Source organism: Pseudomonas sp. WS 5532, from assembly GCF_012985445.1.
In the GTDB taxonomy this organism is placed as follows: Bacteria; Pseudomonadota; Gammaproteobacteria; order Pseudomonadales; family Pseudomonadaceae; genus Aquipseudomonas; species Aquipseudomonas edaphica.
Window position 1 is genome coordinate 289621 of sequence record NZ_JAAQWK010000002.1, and the last position, 17943, is coordinate 307563.

The following is a 17943-nucleotide window of genomic DNA, read 5'->3' on the forward strand; positions in this document are numbered from 1 at the left end:
AATGCGACTACAGGTCGCATCGATAAGCACAACTGTCATTCCTTCGTCATAATGGCCGCTTATAACTGCAACGCTCGCCCGTAAACGCGGGCTCAGGAGTCTGTCGTGAGCTTTACCCCTGCCAATCGCCTGTTCCCCGCCACCCGTCTGCGACGCAATCGCCGTGATGATTTTTCTCGCCGCCTTGTACGTGAAAATGTACTGACGCCGAATGATCTGATCCTGCCGGTGTTTGTGCTGGACGGCGAAAATCGTCGGGAGGCTGTGGCGTCGATGCCGGGCGTGGAGCGCTTGACCATTGATTTGCTGCTTGAAGAGGCAGCCGGTTGGGTTGAACTGGGGATTCCGGCATTGGCGCTGTTCCCGGTGACACCGGCCGAGCTCAAGTCCCTCGACGCCGCCGAAGCCTGGAACCCGGATGGCATCGCCCAGCGCGCCACCCGGGCCTTGCGTGAGCGGTTCCCGGAACTGGGGGTGATCACCGACGTGGCGCTGGACCCGTTCACCACCCACGGCCAGGATGGCATTCTCGACGAAGACGGCTATGTTCAGAACGACATCACCGTCGATGCGCTGGTCAAGCAGGCCTTGTCCCATGCCGCAGCAGGCGCCCAGGTGGTGGCACCGTCGGACATGATGGACGGCCGCATCCAGGCGATCCGCGAAGCCCTGGAACTGGCCGGCCACGTCAATGTGCGCATCATGGCCTACTCGGCCAAGTACGCCAGCGCCTATTACGGCCCGTTCCGCGATGCGGTGGGTTCGGCGTTGAACCTGGGCAAGGCCAACAAGGCCTCGTACCAGATGGACCCGGCCAACAGCCATGAAGCGCTGCACGAAGTGGCGGCCGACCTGGCCGAAGGCGCCGACATGGTGATGGTCAAGCCCGGGATGCCTTACCTGGACATCCTTTATCGGGTCAAAGAGGAATTCAAGGTGCCGACCTTTGTCTATCAGGTCAGCGGTGAATACGCCATGCACATGGCCGCGATCCAGAATGGTTGGTTGAGTGAAGGGGTGATCCTCGAATCCCTGACTGCCTTTAAACGTGCGGGTGCTGATGGCATTCTGACCTACTTCGCCGCCCGCGCTGCCCAATTGCTTAGAGAGCAACAATAGCCCTCACAGGAACACTCGATGAATACCGAAGGACTCTCCGAAGTTGCTGTAAAAGACGCTCACCCGGTGGTTGAACAAATCGCCGAAACCCCACCGGAGCTGGAGCCGGCTGCGCCTGCTGTGGTGGCTGAAGCGCCCGCGCCGGCCCCGGTGGCAGCGGTGACCAACCTGGATGACAGCAGCCTGTACATCCATCGTGAGCTGTCACAACTGCAATTCAACATCCGCGTGCTGGAGCAGGCGCTGGATGAGTCCTACCCACTGCTGGAGCGGCTTAAATTCCTGCTGATCTTCTCCAGCAACCTGGACGAGTTCTTCGAGATCCGCGTTGCCGGCCTCAAAAAGCAAATCACCTTTGCCCGCGAACAAGCCGGTGCCGACGGCCTGCAGCCGCATCAGGCCCTGGCGCGCATCAGCGAGCTGGTGCACGGCCATGTGGACCGCCAATACGCGATCCTCAACGACATCCTGCTGCCGGAACTGGAAAAACATCAGGTCCGCTTCATCCGTCGTCGTCACTGGACCACCAAGATCAAGACCTGGGTGCGTCGCTACTTCCGTGACGAGATTTCACCGATCATCACCCCGATCGGCCTCGACCCGACGCACCCGTTCCCGTTGCTGGTGAACAAGAGCCTCAACTTTATTGTTGAGCTGGAAGGCATCGATGCCTTCGGTCGCGATTCTGGCCTGGCGATCATCCCGGCGCCGCGTCTGTTGCCACGGATCATCAAGGTACCGGAAGAAGTAGGGGGCGCTGGCGATAACTATGTATTCCTCTCGTCGATGATCCACGCGCATGCCGATGACCTGTTCCAGGGTATGAAGGTCAAGGGCTGCTATCAGTTCCGCCTGACCCGTAACGCCGACCTGGCGCTGGACTCCGAAGACGTCGAAGACTTGGCCCGCGCCCTGCGCGGCGAGCTGTTCTCGCGGCGCTATGGCGACGCGGTGCGCCTGGAAGTGGCTGACACCTGCCCCAAACACCTGTCGGACTACCTGCTCAAGCAGTTCAACCTGGCCGAGTCCGAGCTGTACCAGGTCAATGGCCCGGTGAACCTGACGCGTCTGTTCAGCATCACCGGCCTGGACAGCCACCCGGAGCTGCAATACACGCCGTTCACGCCGCAGATCCCGAAACTGCTGCAAAACAGCGAGAACATTTTCAGCGTGGTGAGCAAGCAGGACATTCTGCTGTTGCACCCGTTCGAGTCGTTCACGCCAGTGGTCGACCTGCTGCGCCAGGCCGCCAAGGACCCGCATGTGTTGGCTGTGCGCCAGACCCTGTACCGCTCTGGCGCCAACTCGGAAATCGTCGATGCGCTGGTAGACGCTGCGCGTAACGGCAAGGAAGTCACGGCGGTGATCGAGCTGCGTGCGCGGTTTGACGAAGAGTCCAACCTGCAACTGGCCAGCCGCCTGCAAGCGGCCGGTGCGGTGGTGATCTACGGCGTGGTCGGCTTCAAGACCCACGCCAAGATGATGCTTATCCTGCGTCGCGAAGCTGGTGAGATCGTGCGTTATGCCCACTTGGGCACCGGTAACTATCACGCCGGCAACGCCAAGCTCTACACCGACTACAGCTTGCTCACTTCTGACGACGCCTTGTGTGAAGACGTCGGCAAGTTGTTCAGCCAGTTGATCGGCATGGGCAAGACCTTGCGCATGAAGAAGCTGTTGCACGCGCCGTTTACGCTCAAGAAGGGCATGCTCGACATGATTGCCCGCGAAACCCAGTTCGCCCTCGACGGCAAGCCGGCGCACATCATCGCCAAGTTCAACTCGCTGACCGATCCGAAGATCATCCGCGCGCTGTACAAGGCCAGCCAGTCCGGGGTGCGCATCGACCTGGTGGTGCGTGGCATGTGCTGCCTGCGCCCTGGCATTGTGGGTGTGTCACATAACATCCATGTGCGCTCGATCATCGGCCGCTTCCTGGAGCACACGCGGGTGTTCTACTTCCTCAATGGCGGCGAGGAGCAGATGTTCCTCTCCAGTGCCGACTGGATGGAGCGCAACCTCGACAAGCGTGTGGAGACCTGCTTCCCGGTCGAAGGCAAGAAGCTGATCATGCGGGTCAAGAAAGAGCTGGAAAGCTACCTCACCGATAACACCCACAGCTGGAGCCTGCAATCGGACGGCCGCTACGTGCGCAATACGCCAACCGGCAACCAGAACCCGCGCAGTGCGCAGGCGACGTTGCTGGAGAAGCTGGGTAGCCCGATTCTTGCGGTGAACTAAAAGCCTGCACAAACCTAATGTGGGAGCGGGCTTGCTGTGGCGAGGGAGCTTGCTCCCGTTGACTGCGCAGCAGTCTCCGGCTTTTTGGGGGCGCTACGCACCCCAGCGCAAGCAAGCTTGCTCGCCACAGCAAGCGCGCTCACACCTGTGTTTTGCAGCGCGCTTTAGCGCAAGTTCAGGCTGAACCCCACCCGCGTCAACCACTCCGCTTCCTGGGCAAAGTCCGCCTGGGTCAGCTGGTTTTCATCCAGCCAGCCTTTGGGGAACACCACGTCCAGGCTGTCGCCATGCGCGCGCAGGGTGACTTGGGGCATTTCCTGGGTGCCACGGATGTGGTGGAACAGGATCGCAAAGCGCAGCAGCACGCACAGGCGGATCAGCTTGATGCCTTCGTCGCCGAACTCGGCAAATTTGTCCTTGGGAATGTTGCGGCGATGGCCACGCACCAGCAGGGCGAGCATCTGTTGGTCTTCGCGGGAGAAACCGGCGAGGTCCGAGTGCTCGATCAGGTAGGCGCCGTGCTTGTGGTAATGGTAGTGGGCGATGTCCAGGCCCACTTCATGCACCTTGGCGGCCCAGCCCAGCAGTTCGCGCCAGACGCCGTCTTCCAGGTCCCAGTCCTCGGCTACCTGGTCAAAGGCGTGCAGGGCTTTGCGTTCCACCCGGGCCGCTTGTTCCAGGTCGACGTGATAACGCTCCATCAACGAGGTGAGGGTGCGCTCACGCACGTCTTCGTGGTGATGGCGGCCCAGCAGGTCATACAGCACGCCTTCGCGCAGGGCGCCGTCGCAGTGGTCCATACGTTGCAGTTCGAGGGCGTCGAAAATCGCTTCGAGAATCGCAAGGCCAGCCGGGAAGATGGTACGACGGTCGGGCTTGATGCCGTCGAAGTCGATTTTCTCGGCATCGCCCAGCTTGAACAGTTTGCGCTTGAGCCATGCCAGGCCTTCGGCGTTGACCTCACCGGTGCCATGGCCGCCGGCTTTGAGGGCCAGGCCGATGGCGCGGATGGTGCCGGACGAGCCGATGGCTTCATCCCAGGTCAAGCGGTGCAGCGCATGCTCGATGCTCATGATCTCCAGCCGCGCGGCCGTGTAGGCCTGGGCATAGCGTGCCGGAGTGATCTTGCCGTCCTTGAAATAGCGCTGGGTAAAGCTCACGCAGCCCATTTGCAGGCTCTCGCGCAGCAATGGCTCGAATCTTTGCCCGATGATGAACTCGGTACTGCCGCCGCCGATATCCGCCACCAGGCGCTTGCCGGGCGTGTCGGCCAGGGTGTGGGACACGCCCAGGTAGATAAGGCGCGCTTCTTCCCGGCCGGAGATGACTTCTACCGGGTGCCCGAGGATTTCTTCGGCGCGGCGGATGAATTCGACACGGTTGCGCGCCTCACGCAGGGCGTTGGTGCCGACAATTCGCACGGCGCCCAATGGCATGCCGTTGATCAGTTGGGCAAAACGCTTGAGGCAGTCGAGGCCGCGCTGCATGGATTCTTCATTGAGCTGGCGCTGGTCGTCGATGCCGGCAGCCAGTTGAACTTTCTCGCCGAGCCGCTCAAGGATGCGGATTTCGCCGTTCTGGGCCTTGGCCACGACCATGTGAAAGCTGTTGGAGCCCAGGTCGATGGCGGCGATCAGGGACAAATTCTTGGCTTGGGATTGCGGCATGGTTTGGGGGTCTCGGTCGATAACCCGACCATCGTGCCACGATCGACCGCTGGCGCCAACGCGTTGTGCTTCAGGAATCTTCCTGTCGGTGCGGGAGGCAATGCCTGTTGGAGATGTAGGGCGATTCTCCTTTGCTCTAGCGAATAAACTTAAGGCTAGGTACGAGGTATTAAATTTATGCCTATAAAAACTCTCGGGACTTTCCTTACAAGGGTTTTGTATTTGTTCTGCTCGGTTTTTTAGTTATGACTACTGATGCAGTTGAAAAGGGTGGTCATATTTTTGTTGTATTCGGACAGCAGTTGACGTGCTCTCCTATTCTTTTTTAGGTCACTTACAAGCGAGACTGCCCGTCGGCAATGATGCCGTGGTGTTATTTGTTTATGGCGTTTTATGTCAGGGAATGTCGTGTTTTAGAAGCGGAGCTTTTCAGCCTTTAATAAGTAACGTCTGTTAACTTCTAATGACGGGTAAAAGATGAAAAAAGTATTTGGTTTGGCCGTGGGGATTGCGTGCCTGTTTGCCAGTGTAGGCGCCTATGCAACTACCAACCCGACCGGCAACCTGATCGTCAAGGGCACCATTATTCCGGCGGCTTGCAGTATGAGCGTTAGCGCCGGCGGGGTTATCGACTATGGCACGATTCGAGCCAATCAATTGTCCCAGACGAATTTCAACCCACTTGCGGAGCGTTCCACTTCGCTGGTCGTCAATTGCGGTACTACACCTGCCAGGTTTTTCTTGTCTGTCACTGACTTGCGGGCCTCCAGTAAAGTTACTGGCATATTGGGCGCTGGCTACACCGAAGCCCAAAACTATGGTCTCGGTACGTATGGTGGCAGGCGCACCGGCGGCTATTCGGTCACCCTCAGAAACCTGACGTCCAACGGTGTGGCGCTCAACCCGATTGTACGGTCGAGCAAGGACGCAGCCTGGCAAGCCAGCGACGGTAAGGTTTCCCAGACACCTAACCAGCATTCCTGGCGTAACGGCGCTGTCAATGCGCCAGCTTCGATCTCTCAGCTAACCGGTGTTATTGCCGTCAAAGCGGTGATCAATCGCGCAAGTGATCTGAACCTTACCGGCAATATTGCGTTGGATGGTCACGCGACGCTGGTTCTGGATTACATCTAAACGTTTGAGCAACAGTCGATAGCGAGGCAGAGTCAGTCAGGGGGACTCTTATTAGTTATCGGCTGTTTTCATGTAGCTGTGCAATTACACGTACTCATTTGTTTGTGAATGTTCCAGGGAGAACTCGGTGAACGGTCTTTCAAGAATAATTGGTTTCATATCGTGTTGTATGGCTTTGTTGCTGTATAGCGTAGCCCATGCCGACGGTATGTTGCCTGAAACAACGGTTGTCATTCTTTATGAGGAGAATGGCGAAGCCACGATCAATATAAAAAACACTGATCCAACCCCTGCGTTACTGCACTCCGTCATAGAAAATGTGCCCGAGGATCTTGAAACCCTGTTGATCGTCACCCCGCCCATTGCTCGCGTGGAGCCAGGGGAAACGCAACTGGTCCGTTTTATCAGCACCCTGAAGTCGCCGCTCAAGACTCAACGCCTCAAGCGCGTGTCCTTCGAGGGGATTCCCCAGGCGCGTGAGCCCGGTGGTGCGACCATTGGTATCACCCTGCGTCAAAACTTGCCGCTGATCCTGCACCCGGCAGGTTTGCCCCGGCACCAGGCACCTTGGGAACTGCTCAAGTGGAAGCGCCAGGGTGATCGCTTGAGCGTGCATAACGACAGTGCCTATGTGGTGCGCATGGGATTGGAAGTGCAGCTTAATCCGCTGAAACAAACCGGCTTGCTGCCCCGCACTTATATCCTGCCGGGTGAGGTGTTGACGCTCAATACCCAAGGGCCTGTGGCCGAGGTGTCCTCGGTGGTGCTGCAGCCGGCCACGACCTTCGGGTTTGCTGTCGATGACTACCAGGCAGATGTTCTGGGTCATGGGCGCTAAGCGTTCGATGACTGGACTGACGGTTCGCCGCCCGGGGCTTTTCATGGGGTTGGCAGCCTTGTGGGGTGCTCCCGGTTTTGCTTTGGCAGTCGAGTTGGGAGAGGGCTTTGACCTGGCTGTCCTGGCCAGCTATGGCATCGACCCGAAGGTCTCCGACTACTTTCGCAGTGCGGCGCGGTTTCGTGAGGGCAGGCAGATAGTGGGGCTGCGGGTCAACGGGAATTCCCTGGGGTTGGTCGAGGCCCGTTTCGATTATCAGGGGCAGCTGTGTTTTACCCAGGGTTTGCTGGAGAAAGCTGGCCTTAAAGTGCCCTTGGCGATCGTGCAATCGGGCATCTCGGCGGATCAGGCCTGTCACGATTTCGTGGGTGAGTTCCCCGCGACCATCGTCAGGTTGCAGCCGGGCAGCGAAGAAGTGGTGCTGGTTGTGCCTACCCAGTCCTTGCGTGAGCCTGAATGGGAAGTGGGAGGTTTTTCCGAGGGCGGTGCGGCGGCGTTGTTCAACTACGATGTGCTCGGGTTTCAGACCCAGTCGCGCAGTGGCCCCAGCCGGTTCGTTTCGGCTTATACCGAGGCGGGATTCAACCTGGGTAATTGGGTGGTCCGCAGCCGGCAGTTCTATATTTCTGATAACGGCAAAAGCAGCAGCGAGCATGTGCAGGCCTACGCCCAGCGTGATATCGCGGCGTTGCAGTCAACTTTCCAGGTGGGCCAGATCTCTACCCGAAGCCCGGTGTTCGGTGGGATTCAGCTATCGGGGTTACAGCTGTTTCCTGATGGTGTCTCCCGCGCCGGCGCCAATCATGGTGTGGTGGTGGAGGGTTTGGCTCACAGCCAGGCGCGTGTCGAGGTGCGCCAGTCCGGTGCGCTGATCCATACCACGTTAGTGCCCGAGGGGCCGTTCAGCCTGACAGGCTTGCCTTTGCTCAATGGCACCAGTGACCTGGAGGTCAGCGTTATCGGCACGCGGGGCGGCACCCGCAGTTTCGTGGTGCCGGCGGCTTCCTTTGGTGCGGCTATTGCCGTAACCCCAGGCTTTGACTTCGCCCTTGGCAAGGTACGTGAACAGCTGAGCGAAGGCCGCGAGGCGCCGACTGTCGTCATGGGCAGCGGCACCTGGGGGCTTGGCCGGCAGTCATCCCTGGGGTTCGGTTTATTGAGTACAGATGAGTACCAGTCGGCCGGCGGCACTATGAGCAGTGTGTTTTTCCAGCGGGTTACCGTCAGTGCTCGGCAAAACATCTCGCGCGATGGTGAGGCGGGTGTGAACGGCAGCCGCAGTGCCGTATCCCTGGGCAGCCCGTTGGTGGCGGGTGTTGAGATGAGCCTGAGTGCGACGACCCAAAGCCCAGGTTATCGCGATGTCCTCGAGGCAGGCCCGGGTTTGAAAAAAAATGATCTGCAGACCCGTTTCCAGAATCAGTACACGGTAGGGTTCAACTGGGCAGAACCGACCTTGGGGGCTTTTTCAGTCAGCTACTCACGCAGTACGCAGTTTGATGGGCAGCTTGCCGAACATGTATTTGCCTCGTGGAACAAGGGGTTCAGGCAGGTGGATGTAGCGTTGATCGCCGACTCGCAGGTGGGCGCTTCGCGGCGGCGCAAGACCGCAAGCCGTGAGCGAGAAACACGTGATGAGGTCACGCCAGAGGGGCTGTCCTTGCGCCTGCAGGTCACGGTGCCCTTTGGAGAAGATCGCCGCCTGACGTCCTACGCCAGTCGCCGCAATGGCCGTGCCGATATGGGCACGGCATTGTCCGAGCGGGTCAATGAGTATGTGAACTACGAAGTGGGGGTTGAGCGGGATCTGCAGGAGCGCCAGCAAGCGGTTCGCGCGAATGTTGACGTGATGCCGCGCTACACCCGTGTGGGCCTGGGCGTGAACCGCACGCCCACGAGCACCAGCTACAGCGGGCAACTGCAGGGTGCCGTGGTGGCTCACGCGCGCGGCCTGACCTTTTCCCCCTACGCAGTGCAGGACACCTTTGGTGTGCTTTCGGTGGGGGAAGTGTCAGCGGCCAAGGTTACGACCCCACAAGGCCCGGTGTGGACCGATTACCGTGGGCATGCGGTGATTCCCGGCTTGCCGGCCTATACCACCAGCCACCTGGAGGTGCAGACCCAGTCCTTGCCCAAGCGGGTCGATCTCAAGAACGGCACCAAAATCCTCGCCGTCGGGCGCGGATCATTCAATACCGTGGATTTCCAAGTGGTGAATGTTCGCCGGGTACTGCTTGAGGTGCGCGATGAGCAAGGTACACCTCTGCCCCAGGGCTCTGCCGTGTTTGGCCCGGACAACACCTACCTGACCAATGTGGTGGGTGAGGGCCTGATCTTTTTGAACAACATGGATGACGGGCAAATCCTCAGCGTTTCGCCGCCGGGCTCTGCCCGCGCGTGCCTGCTGCATCTGAACCTTGAGTCGCAATCCCCAGAGGACAAGCTCTATGAAACGGCTTCGGCGATATGTCGTGCCCAATGAATCGGCGCAATACACCCTGCGTCGACTGTGCCTGGGCGTTAGCTTGTTGTTCATGCTCGCGATAGCGGCCCCGGAGGCTTCGGCGAATGACTGCCGCCTTTCCCTCAGCCAGCCAAGGGTCGACCACGGCGTGCTCCGGCGCGCGGAGTTGTTGGGCGAGCCGCTCGCAAGCCAGCCCATCATCCTGGGCAGGCGAACGCTGCAGCTGAGTGTCGTATGTGCCGAACCAGGGGCTGTCGCCTTGCGCTTTACGGGTGTTCCGGCGGGGACGCAAGGCTATCGATTCGGCCGACAGGGCAGCTTCACCCTGGCCCTCAAGCATGCCCAGGTCGATGGTCGCGCCGTTGAACTGAGTACGTCACAGCCCACAGAAACGGCTACCAGCGGGCACTTACTGCCCGGTCACGTGCTGATAGCCAAAGCCGGTGGTTTGCCGCTGACCGGCACACGTTTTTCAGCACAAGTGCAGATCGACACGTATTTACCGCCCGATGCCTTTTCAGTGCGCCACGAGACCGTCTTCGAAGGTCAGGGGCACTTTGAATGGTTGCCCGGCGGTTAATCGATCAGCCCGGCTGCTCCACCGAGCCGATGAAATTGGCGAACTCCGGCGTCTTTGGGTTGGCGAACAAGGTCTTGGGGTCGCCCACTTCATGCACCTTGCCCTGGTGCATGAACACCAGCTTGTCCCCGACTTCCCGGGCAAAGCGCATTTCGTGGGTCACCATGATCAGGGTCATGCCGTCCTTGGCCAATTGGCGCACCACACTGAGCACTTCATTGACCAGCTCCGGGTCCAGTGCCGAGGTAATTTCATCGCACAGCAGCACCTTGGGCGACATGGCCAGCGCACGGGCTATGGCGACCCGTTGCTGCTGGCCGCCGGACAGACGATCAGGGAAGGCATCAAATTTTTCCCCCAGCCCCACCCGCTCCAGCATCTGCCGGGCAAGCTGGGCGGCTTTGGCCTTGGGCACTTTCTGCACCACTTGTGGCGCGAGCATGACGTTCTCGCCCACGGTCAGGTGTGGGAACAGGTTGAACTGCTGGAACACCATCCCGACTTTCTGCCGCAGGCTGCGCAGGTCGGCGCGGGCGGCGTCGAGGTATTCGCCGTCGACCTCAATCACCCCGTCGTTGATCGATTCAAGGCCATTGAGGGTACGCAGCAAGGTCGACTTGCCCGAGCCACTGCGGCCGATGATCGCCACCACCTGGCCTTCTTCAACGGTCAGGTCGATGCCTTTGAGTACATGGTGATCGCCGTAATACTTATGCAGGGCGGAAATTCTAAGCAGAGGCATGCAGTCTCCTTTCCAGGTAGCGCGCACTGAGGGACAAGGGGTAGCAGAGCAGGAAGTAGCCGAGCGCCACCAGGCCGTAGACCATAAAGGGCTCGAAGGTAGCGTTGGCGAGCATGCCGCCGGTTTTGGTCAGTTCGGTAAAACCGATGATCGAGGTCACGGCGGTGCCTTTGACCACCTGCACCGAAAAGCCCACGGTGGGCGCCACGGCAATGCGCAGGGCTTGCGGCAGGATCACGTAGCGCAGTTGTTCAAGCGGGTTAAGCGCCAGGCTGGCCGAGGCTTCCCATTGCCCGTGGGCAATCGACTCGACGCAGCCGCGCCAGATCTCGGCCAGGTAAGCACTGGTAAACAGGGTCAAGGCAATCGCCGCCGCCAGCCAGGGCGAGATATCCACACCCAGCAGCGCGATGCCAAAAAACACCAGGAACAGCTGCATCAACAGCGGCGTGCCCTGGAACAGTTCGATATAGGTGCGCGCGAGATTGCGCGGGAAGGCTTTGCGGCTGATGCGCATCGTCATCACCAGTAAACCGATAACGCCGCCACCGACAAACGCCACCAGCGACAGCAGCAAGGTCCATTGCAAGCCGGTGGCGAGGTTGCGCACGATGTCCCAGAAGGAGAAATCACTCATCGGCTGTTCCTCATCACGTAGCGACGGCCGATCCAGTTGAGCAACTGGCGAATCATCAGCGCCATGCACAGGTACACCAGGGTGGTCAGTGCGTAGGTTTCAAACGCGCGGAAGTTGCGTGACTGGATAAAGTTGGCGGCAAAGCTCAGCTCTTCGGTGGCGATCTGCGAGCACACCGCCGAGCCGAGCATCACGATGATGATCTGGCTGCTCAGGGCCGGCCACACCTTGCCCAGTGCCGGCAACAGCACCACATGGCGAAACGCCTCGAAACGCGTCATCGCCAATGCCGCTGCGGCTTCCAGCTGCCCGCTTGGGACCGCCTGGATGCCGGCGCGAATGATCTCGGTGGAGTACGCCCCCAGGTTGATCACCATCGCCAGTACGGCGGCTTGCCACTCGGTGATTTTCAGCCCCAGGGATGGCAGGCCGAAGAAGATGAAAAACAACTGCACCAGAAACGGCGTGTTGCGGATCAACTCGACATACACCCCGAAGACCCAGGAAAACGGCTGGATCTTCCATGCCCGCACCACAGCGCCGACGGTGCCCAGGGCCACGCCGAGGATCGCGCCGATAGCCGTCAGCTCAAGGGTGAACAGCGCGCCGCGTAGCAGCAGGTCGGTATTGGCCAGCACCGGCACAAAGTCAAATTGATACGCCATGAATCAGCTCCGCATCAAAGATCGGCAGGCAGTGGCTCTTTAAGCCACTGCATCGCGTTCTTTTCCAGGCTGCCATCGGCTTTGGCCGCGACCAGGATCTGGTTGACCTTCTCCAGCAGCGCCGGCTCGTTCTTGTTAACGCCCACGTACACCGGCGAATCCTTGAGTTTCACTTTCAGCTCCAGCCCACGTTTATTACTGCGCTCGCTGATCGCCACCATCACCACGTTGCCGCTGGCGATCAGGTCGACCTGGCCGGCCAGGTAGGCGGCGATGGTTGAGTTGTTGTCTTCGAAACGCTTGATCGTGGCTTCCTTGGGCGCGACGGCGGTCAACTCGATGTCTTCAATGGCGCCGCGGGTCACGCTGATGGTCTTGCCCTTGAGGTCATCGGTGGTGTGGATGGCCGCATCAGGTGGCCCGAACACGGCCAGGTAGAACGGCGCGTAGGCCTTGGAGAAGTCGATGACCTTTTCGCGCTCGGCGTTCTTGCCCAGGCTGGAAATCACCAGGTCGACCTTGCCGGTAGTGAGAAACGGGATACGGTTGGTGCTGTTCACCGGGGTCAGTTCCAGCTTGACCTTGAGCTGGTCGGCCAGCAGCTTGGCGGTGTCGACGTCCAGGCCACGGGGTTTCATGTCCGGGCCAACCGAGCCGAACGGCGGGAAGTCTTGGGGCACGGCAACCTTGAGGGTGCCGCGGGCGACGATATCGTCCAGACCGTTGGCATGGGCGGGCGCCTGGCTCAGCATCAGGCTGGCAAACAGGGCAGTGAGCAGGGCGCTGTAGCGCTTGGTCATGGCAACTCTCCGGGGAAGGGCGCGGGAATATTCTGTTTCGAGCCATTGCACGGCCCATGCCATCACGGCGCCAATGGCCTGGAACGCTGGTATTTGTTGAGTTCTGGTGGTCTTACTGGTCTGAACAGTGAGCGAGTTTTTCGCACCTTTTTCGAGCGCCGATAAAACCTCGCGAGCCCCTTTGGGGCGCGGCTTGCCGCCGGCTGCGAATAGCTTTACAACTAGCCGCTCCGTTGACTGCAACCTTGAGTTTTCTATGAATTCCATCGCCCAAGCCGTACCGGAAGCGGCCCTGCAGGCCATCCGCAAACTGATCAAGGAACAGGGCTTTGCAGCGGGTGACGCGTTGCCGTCCCAGCGCGACCTGGCGGTACAGTTGGGCGTGAGTCGGGCATCGTTGCGCGAGGCGTTGTCGTCTTTAAGTGCATTGGGCGTGGTGAGTGTGCAGCCGGGTAAAGGCGTGTTTGTGCAAGAGGTGCAAGAAACGCCGGGGTTCGCCTGGCCCTTCGCTGCCCAGGCCACGCCCCTGGATATCTTCCAGTTACGCTACGCCCTGGAAGGGTTCGCCGCGGGGTTGGCGGCAGTGACGTTGACTCTCGATGAACTGGACAGCCTGCAAGACAATGTCGAGGCCATGCGCAAAGTGCTCAAGGCTGGCGACTTCGAAGCCGCTGCCCGGCTGGACTTCGAGTTCCATCAGCGGATCCTGCTGGCCAGCGGTAACCAGGCGATGGTGAGCATCCTGAGTGCCAGTGCCGAGGTGTTCCTGGAGAGCCAGAAGCTACCGTTCATCCGACCGGAACGGGCCATGGAGACTTGGCAAGAGCACCGCAAGATCCTGCGTGCCCTGGCCAGGCGCGCCAGTGCTGCGGCGCAGAAAACCATGCAGGAACACGTGCGCAATGCGGCATTGCGCACGGGCATCGCCTTCGTGACTCCCGTGACGCCGTGAGTGGGCTATACCCAAACTCATGCGACGCCATAGCAAGACTCAATCAGAGGCGGCTTCCTGAACGGGGGAAGGGCGGCTATGATGGGCCACGTTTTTTTTGCTTACAATCCGGAGACATCCATGAGCAACGATCTTATCAAGCACGTCACCGACGCGACCTTTGAGGCCGAAGTACTCAAGGCTCAAGGCCCGGTACTGGTTGACTACTGGGCTGAATGGTGTGGCCCTTGCAAAATGATCGCCCCTGTTCTGGACGACATTGCGACCACTTACGAAGGCAAGCTGACCATTGCCAAGCTGAACATCGACGACAACCAGGAAACCCCGGCCAAGCACGGCGTGCGTGGTATCCCGACCCTGATGCTGTTTAAGAACGGCAACGTCGAAGCCACTAAAGTGGGCGCGCTGTCGAAGTCCCAGCTGCAAGCTTTCCTCGACGCGAACATCTAAGCGTCGTCAAAAAAGCCCCGCAAAATAGCGGGGCTTTTTCGTGAAACAGGGCTAGACGCTCCGAAATTCAGGTGGTACATTCGGCCCCGCACTGGTTTCTCCACTGCCCCCTGCAAGCCGTCGCCGACGCATTCCTTTTCGATTAGTACGCGATCCTGTCGCCTTCTCTGCGGCGCGGCCTCATTAAGCCAAAAGCTTAATTTCCCCCCTCCATAAATGATTACGTCATTCCTATATGAATCTGACTGAACTCAAGCAAAAGCCGATTACCGACCTGCTCCAATTGGCCGAAGAAATGGGCATAGAAAATATGGCCCGTTCGCGCAAGCAGGACGTGATTTTCTCCCTGCTCAAAAAGCACGCGAAAAGCGGCGAGGAAATCTCCGGTGATGGCGTGCTGGAGATTCTCCAGGACGGCTTCGGCTTCCTCCGCTCTGCAGACGCTTCCTATCTCGCCGGCCCAGACGATATTTACGTCTCGCCGAGCCAGATCCGTCGCTTCAACTTGCGCACCGGTGACACCATCGTCGGCAAGATCCGTCCTCCGAAGGAAGGCGAGCGTTATTTCGCCCTGCTCAAGGTCGACACGATCAACTTCGATCGTCCTGAGAACGCGAAGAACAAGATTCTCTTCGAGAACCTGACGCCGCTGTTCCCGACCGTGCGCATGAAGATGGAAGCCGGTAACGGCTCCACCGAAGACTTGACCGGTCGTGTCATCGACCTGTGCGCCCCGATCGGCAAAGGCCAGCGCGGCCTGATCGTCGCACCGCCGAAAGCCGGTAAGACCATCATGCTGCAGAACATTGCAGCGAACATCGCGCGTAACAACCCGGAAGTTCACCTGATCGTATTGCTGATCGATGAGCGCCCGGAAGAAGTAACCGAAATGCAGCGCACCGTGCGCGGCGAAGTGGTTGCCTCGACGTTCGATGAGCCGCCAACCCGCCACGTGCAGGTTGCCGAAATGGTGATCGAGAAGGCCAAGCGCCTGGTCGAACACAAGAAGGACGTGGTGATTCTGCTCGACTCCATCACCCGTCTGGCGCGTGCCTACAACACCGTGATCCCAAGCTCCGGCAAGGTACTCACCGGTGGTGTCGATGCCCACGCCCTGGAGAAACCAAAGCGTTTCTTCGGTGCTGCGCGCAACATCGAAGAAGGCGGCTCGCTGACCATTATCGCCACCGCGCTGGTTGAAACCGGCTCGAAGATGGATGAAGTGATCTACGAAGAGTTTAAAGGTACCGGTAACATGGAACTGCCTTTGGACCGTCGTATCGCTGAAAAGCGTGTGTTCCCTGCGATCAACATCAACCGCTCCGGCACCCGCCGTGAAGAGTTGCTGACCGCCGACGACGAACTGCAGCGCATGTGGATCCTGCGCAAGCTGCTGCACCCGATGGACGAAGTAGCCGCCATCGAGTTCCTCATCGACAAGCTGAAAACCACCAAGACCAACGACGAGTTCTTCCTGTCTATGAAGCGTAAGTAATACTACGTTTCAGGTCTGAGAAAATGGTGCCCTTGAAGGGTGCCATTTTTTTTGCGCCAAACAGGGAGGTTTGTGTGCCGAGAGTGTCAGTAAAGAAACAAAAATGGCGAGTACGCCTACGCTCTCTTCAATTTGTATCAGGCTGATTACGATTTATGACCGCTCTTGCTTACCGAAGAGACATTGATGGCCTGCGCGCCATTGCTGTCCTGGCTGTGGTTTTGTTCCATTTTGGGGTTCCCGGCGTTACTGGCGGTTTTGTCGGCGTTGATGTGTTCTTCGTGATTTCAGGCTTCCTGATTACCTCGATCATCTGGCGCGAGCGTGAAGCGGGGCGTTTCAGCTTCGTCGATTTCTGGGCGCGACGGGCACGGCGTATCCTGCCGGCTTTGCTGGTCATGATGTTTACGTCATTGGTGGCTGGCTGGTTCTTAATGGCGCCCAAAGACTATTCGGAATTGGGACGCTCGATACACAACCAAGTGGTGTTCATCTCCAATCTGTTCTTCATGCGCCAGGACGGCTATTTCGACACGGCCTCCGACATGAAGCCGATGTTGCACACCTGGTCGCTGTCGGTTGAAGAGCAGTTCTACATTGCCTTCCCACTCTTGCTGGCGCTGTTGTCGAGCTGGCTGAAGCAGTGGCGCAGCGCCTTGTTTGTGTTGCTGCTGGTGTCGTTTGCGGCGAGCGTGTGGGCGGTGGCCAATGAGCCGGACAAAGCCTTCTTCCTGCTGCCCATGCGTGCCTGGGAATTGTTGGCCGGGTCCATGCTGGCTGTGATGCCAGTGCGGGCAGGGCGGGCAAGTCCCCTGTTGGCGCAAGCTGTGAGTCTGTTCAGCCTGGGCCTGATTCTGGTGGCGGTATTGGGCTACAACGCCAACACCGCGTTCCCTGGGGCGGCGGCTTTGTTGCCTGTATTGGGTGTGGTGGGGTTGATTTGGGCTAACGGCCAACACCCAACCTGGGTAGGGCGCTTGCTGGGCAGTCGCGTGCTGGTGGGCATCGGGCTGATTTCCTATTCGTGGTACCTGTGGCACTGGCCGGTGCTGGTGTTTGGCAAGTACGCGAGTATTTTTGGCCTGCCCTCCTGGGCGCTGGCGGGTCTGTTCGTCTTGAGCCTGGTGCTGGGTTATGTGTCCTGGCGGTTCGTCGAGGGGCCGTTTCGTGAGCGGCGCCTGCTGGCGGGTCGTCGGTCGATTCTGATCGCGGGCGTGGTCGGGCTCGCCGGCCTGGGTCTGATCGGCAAAGGCCTGGTGTGGTCGGATGGGTTTGCATCGCGGCTGTCGCCCCAGGCACTACAGTTTGCCCAAGCGTATACCTGGAGCCCCACGCTGATTAAGTGCCTGTCGGATGACAAGAAAGACCCGAACCGCAAACTTTGCCATTTTGGCCCGCAGGCGAGTGCTGCCCGCGCATTGGTCTGGGGCGACAGCCATGCCTCGGCACTCATCCCGGCGTTGAACGACGGCTCGCGCAAGTACGACTTCGGCATCACTCAGGCCGGTTACGCCGGGTGCCTGCCGTTCGACCGCAAAGAAAACACCCCAGGCTGCCGAGCGTTCAACGAGCGTGTCACCCAGTTGTTGAGCAAGGAACAGTTCAGTGATGTGGTGTTGGTAGCCCGCTGGAGCCTTTACGTTTATGGCCAGCGCTCCGGCGACACCGGCGCTTCCCTTCATGACCCGCAAACGGGCAAGTACGACCGCGCCGTCGCTGAACGACTGTTTGCCGAGGGTGTGAGTGCGCTGGTGCAGCAACTGCGTGCCAGCGGGCACAGGGTGTGGCTGGTCAAGGAGGTACCGCTGCAGGCTTTCAACGTGCCTTACCGGCTCAGCCGCCTGGCGATGCTGGGACGCCCGACCGACCGCGAAGGCTTGCCCCTGGCCGAGCACGTCGAGCGCCAGGCCTATATCAGCAGCGTTTTTGAGCGCATCGCCGCGGCAGACCCCGGTGTGCAACTCATGGACCCCGCGCCCAAGCTGTGCGAGACGAATGGCTGGTGCCGGGTCGAGCGCGATGGCCAGTCGCTGTATACCGATGACAACCACCTCTCGGCCGTAGGCACGCGTTATGTGGAAGGGTTCCTTGAGCCCTTCTTCCACACCATGCGTAATGAGTCCGTTGAGTCGGGTGTGAGTCGCAATGACGTGCAATAA

15 protein-coding genes are annotated in these 17943 nt (G+C 59.6%); 10 read left to right on the plus strand and 5 right to left on the minus strand.

Going from position 1 to position 17943, the window contains the following annotated elements; genetic code table 11:
• Positions 1-105: 105 nt before the first annotated feature.
• Together hemB and ppk1 are read left to right on the plus strand one after the other, a co-directional pair.
• On the plus strand, positions 106-1119 hold the full coding sequence (gene hemB / locus HBO23_RS04915; protein ID WP_138450130.1) for a porphobilinogen synthase: 1014 nt from the start codon (positions 106-108) through the stop codon (positions 1117-1119).
• A gap of 18 nt (positions 1120-1137) precedes the next feature.
• Positions 1138-3360, plus strand: a complete 2223-nt coding sequence (gene ppk1, locus HBO23_RS04920; RefSeq protein ID WP_017135242.1) for a polyphosphate kinase 1 — start codon at positions 1138-1140, stop codon at positions 3358-3360.
• A 164-nt stretch (positions 3361-3524) separates the two neighbouring features.
• Here ppk1 and ppx read toward each other — a convergent pair whose 3' ends face one another.
• On the minus strand, positions 3525-5027 hold the full coding sequence (gene ppx / locus HBO23_RS04925; RefSeq protein ID WP_056860774.1) for an exopolyphosphatase: 1503 nt from the start codon (positions 5025-5027) through the stop codon (positions 3525-3527).
• Positions 5028-5504: 477 nt separating this feature from the next.
• Between ppx and HBO23_RS04930 the strand changes: the two genes are divergently transcribed.
• The 4 genes from HBO23_RS04930 (at position 5505) to HBO23_RS04945 (ending at position 10043) form a co-directional block, all read left to right on the plus strand.
• Entirely contained in the window at positions 5505-6161 is a 657-nt protein-coding gene (locus HBO23_RS04930) for a DUF1120 domain-containing protein (RefSeq protein WP_017135244.1), read from the plus strand.
• A gap of 169 nt (positions 6162-6330) precedes the next feature.
• Positions 6331-6999 carry a fimbria/pilus chaperone family protein gene (locus HBO23_RS04935; RefSeq protein ID WP_170037038.1) on the plus strand — a complete coding sequence of 223 codons (669 nt, stop codon included), beginning with the start codon at positions 6331-6333 and terminating at the stop codon, positions 6997-6999.
• A 43-nt stretch (positions 7000-7042) separates the two neighbouring features.
• The gene (locus HBO23_RS04940; protein ID WP_099550288.1) at positions 7043-9481 is read left to right on the plus strand and encodes a fimbria/pilus outer membrane usher protein; all 2439 of its coding nucleotides are present in this window, start codon (positions 7043-7045) and stop codon (positions 9479-9481) included.
• The gene (locus HBO23_RS04945) at positions 9447-10043 is read left to right on the plus strand and encodes a hypothetical protein (RefSeq protein WP_017135247.1); all 597 of its coding nucleotides are present in this window, start codon (positions 9447-9449) and stop codon (positions 10041-10043) included. The genes HBO23_RS04940 and HBO23_RS04945 overlap by 35 nt, the downstream gene beginning before the upstream one ends.
• 4 nt (positions 10044-10047) lie before the next feature.
• On the opposite strand, the gene HBO23_RS04950 is transcribed toward HBO23_RS04945, so the two are convergent.
• Genes HBO23_RS04950 through HBO23_RS04965 form a run of 4 tightly spaced genes read right to left on the minus strand, consistent with a single transcriptional unit; the run spans position 10048 to position 12887 of the window.
• Positions 10048-10785 carry an amino acid ABC transporter ATP-binding protein gene (locus HBO23_RS04950; protein ID WP_017135248.1) on the minus strand — a complete coding sequence of 246 codons (738 nt, stop codon included), beginning with the start codon at positions 10783-10785 and terminating at the stop codon, positions 10048-10050.
• Positions 10772-11422: an amino acid ABC transporter permease gene (locus HBO23_RS04955; RefSeq protein ID WP_017135249.1), complete on the minus strand. Its 651-nt coding sequence runs from the start codon at positions 11420-11422 to the stop codon at positions 10772-10774. The genes HBO23_RS04950 and HBO23_RS04955 overlap by 14 nt, the downstream gene beginning before the upstream one ends.
• A complete protein-coding gene (locus tag HBO23_RS04960) occupies positions 11419-12087 on the minus strand; it encodes an amino acid ABC transporter permease (protein ID WP_017135250.1) in 669 nt (222 codons plus the stop codon). The genes HBO23_RS04955 and HBO23_RS04960 overlap by 4 nt, the downstream gene beginning before the upstream one ends.
• A 14-nt stretch (positions 12088-12101) precedes the next feature.
• Positions 12102-12887, minus strand: a complete 786-nt coding sequence (locus tag HBO23_RS04965) for a transporter substrate-binding domain-containing protein (RefSeq protein WP_017135251.1) — start codon at positions 12885-12887, stop codon at positions 12102-12104.
• A gap of 256 nt (positions 12888-13143) precedes the next feature.
• Between HBO23_RS04965 and HBO23_RS04970 the strand changes: the two genes are divergently transcribed.
• The 4 genes from HBO23_RS04970 (at position 13144) to HBO23_RS04985 (ending at position 17943) form a co-directional block, all read left to right on the plus strand.
• Entirely contained in the window at positions 13144-13839 is a 696-nt protein-coding gene (locus HBO23_RS04970) for an FCD domain-containing protein (protein WP_169988007.1), read from the plus strand.
• 120 nt (positions 13840-13959) lie between these two features.
• On the plus strand, positions 13960-14289 hold the full coding sequence (gene trxA, locus HBO23_RS04975) for a thioredoxin TrxA (RefSeq protein ID WP_003213989.1): 330 nt from the start codon (positions 13960-13962) through the stop codon (positions 14287-14289).
• 235 nt (positions 14290-14524) lie between these two features.
• Positions 14525-15784 (plus strand): transcription termination factor Rho, encoded by a 1260-nt coding sequence (rho, locus tag HBO23_RS04980; protein WP_003176825.1) that lies wholly within the window; start codon positions 14525-14527, stop codon positions 15782-15784.
• 155 nt (positions 15785-15939) lie between these two features.
• The gene (locus HBO23_RS04985) at positions 15940-17943 is read left to right on the plus strand and encodes an acyltransferase family protein (RefSeq protein WP_017135253.1); all 2004 of its coding nucleotides are present in this window, start codon (positions 15940-15942) and stop codon (positions 17941-17943) included.

Excerpts from the sequence above, each read along its gene's own strand:
- HBO23_RS04970 (WP_169988007.1), top strand. The coding sequence starts at position 13,144 with ATGAATTCCATCGCCCAAGCCGTACCGGAAGCGGCCCTGCAGGCCATC.
- HBO23_RS04940 (WP_099550288.1), top strand. The coding sequence starts at position 7,043 with ATGGGGTTGGCAGCCTTGTGGGGTGCTCCCGGTTTTGCTTTGGCAGTC.
- rho (WP_003176825.1), top strand. The coding sequence starts at position 14,525 with ATGAATCTGACTGAACTCAAGCAAAAGCCGATTACCGACCTGCTCCAA.
- ppk1 (WP_017135242.1), top strand. The coding sequence starts at position 1,138 with ATGAATACCGAAGGACTCTCCGAAGTTGCTGTAAAAGACGCTCACCCG.
- HBO23_RS04945 (WP_017135247.1), top strand. The coding sequence starts at position 9,447 with ATGAAACGGCTTCGGCGATATGTCGTGCCCAATGAATCGGCGCAATAC.
- trxA (WP_003213989.1), top strand. The coding sequence starts at position 13,960 with ATGAGCAACGATCTTATCAAGCACGTCACCGACGCGACCTTTGAGGCC.
- HBO23_RS04935 (WP_170037038.1), top strand. The coding sequence starts at position 6,331 with ATGGCTTTGTTGCTGTATAGCGTAGCCCATGCCGACGGTATGTTGCCT.
- HBO23_RS04950 (WP_017135248.1), bottom strand. The coding sequence starts at position 10,785 with ATGCCTCTGCTTAGAATTTCCGCCCTGCATAAGTATTACGGCGATCAC.
- HBO23_RS04960 (WP_017135250.1), bottom strand. The coding sequence starts at position 12,087 with ATGGCGTATCAATTTGACTTTGTGCCGGTGCTGGCCAATACCGACCTG.
- ppx (WP_056860774.1), bottom strand. The coding sequence starts at position 5,027 with ATGCCGCAATCCCAAGCCAAGAATTTGTCCCTGATCGCCGCCATCGAC.
- HBO23_RS04955 (WP_017135249.1), bottom strand. The coding sequence starts at position 11,422 with ATGAGTGATTTCTCCTTCTGGGACATCGTGCGCAACCTCGCCACCGGC.
- HBO23_RS04930 (WP_017135244.1), top strand. The coding sequence starts at position 5,505 with ATGAAAAAAGTATTTGGTTTGGCCGTGGGGATTGCGTGCCTGTTTGCC.
- HBO23_RS04965 (WP_017135251.1), bottom strand. The coding sequence starts at position 12,887 with ATGACCAAGCGCTACAGCGCCCTGCTCACTGCCCTGTTTGCCAGCCTG.
- HBO23_RS04985 (WP_017135253.1), top strand. The coding sequence starts at position 15,940 with ATGACCGCTCTTGCTTACCGAAGAGACATTGATGGCCTGCGCGCCATT.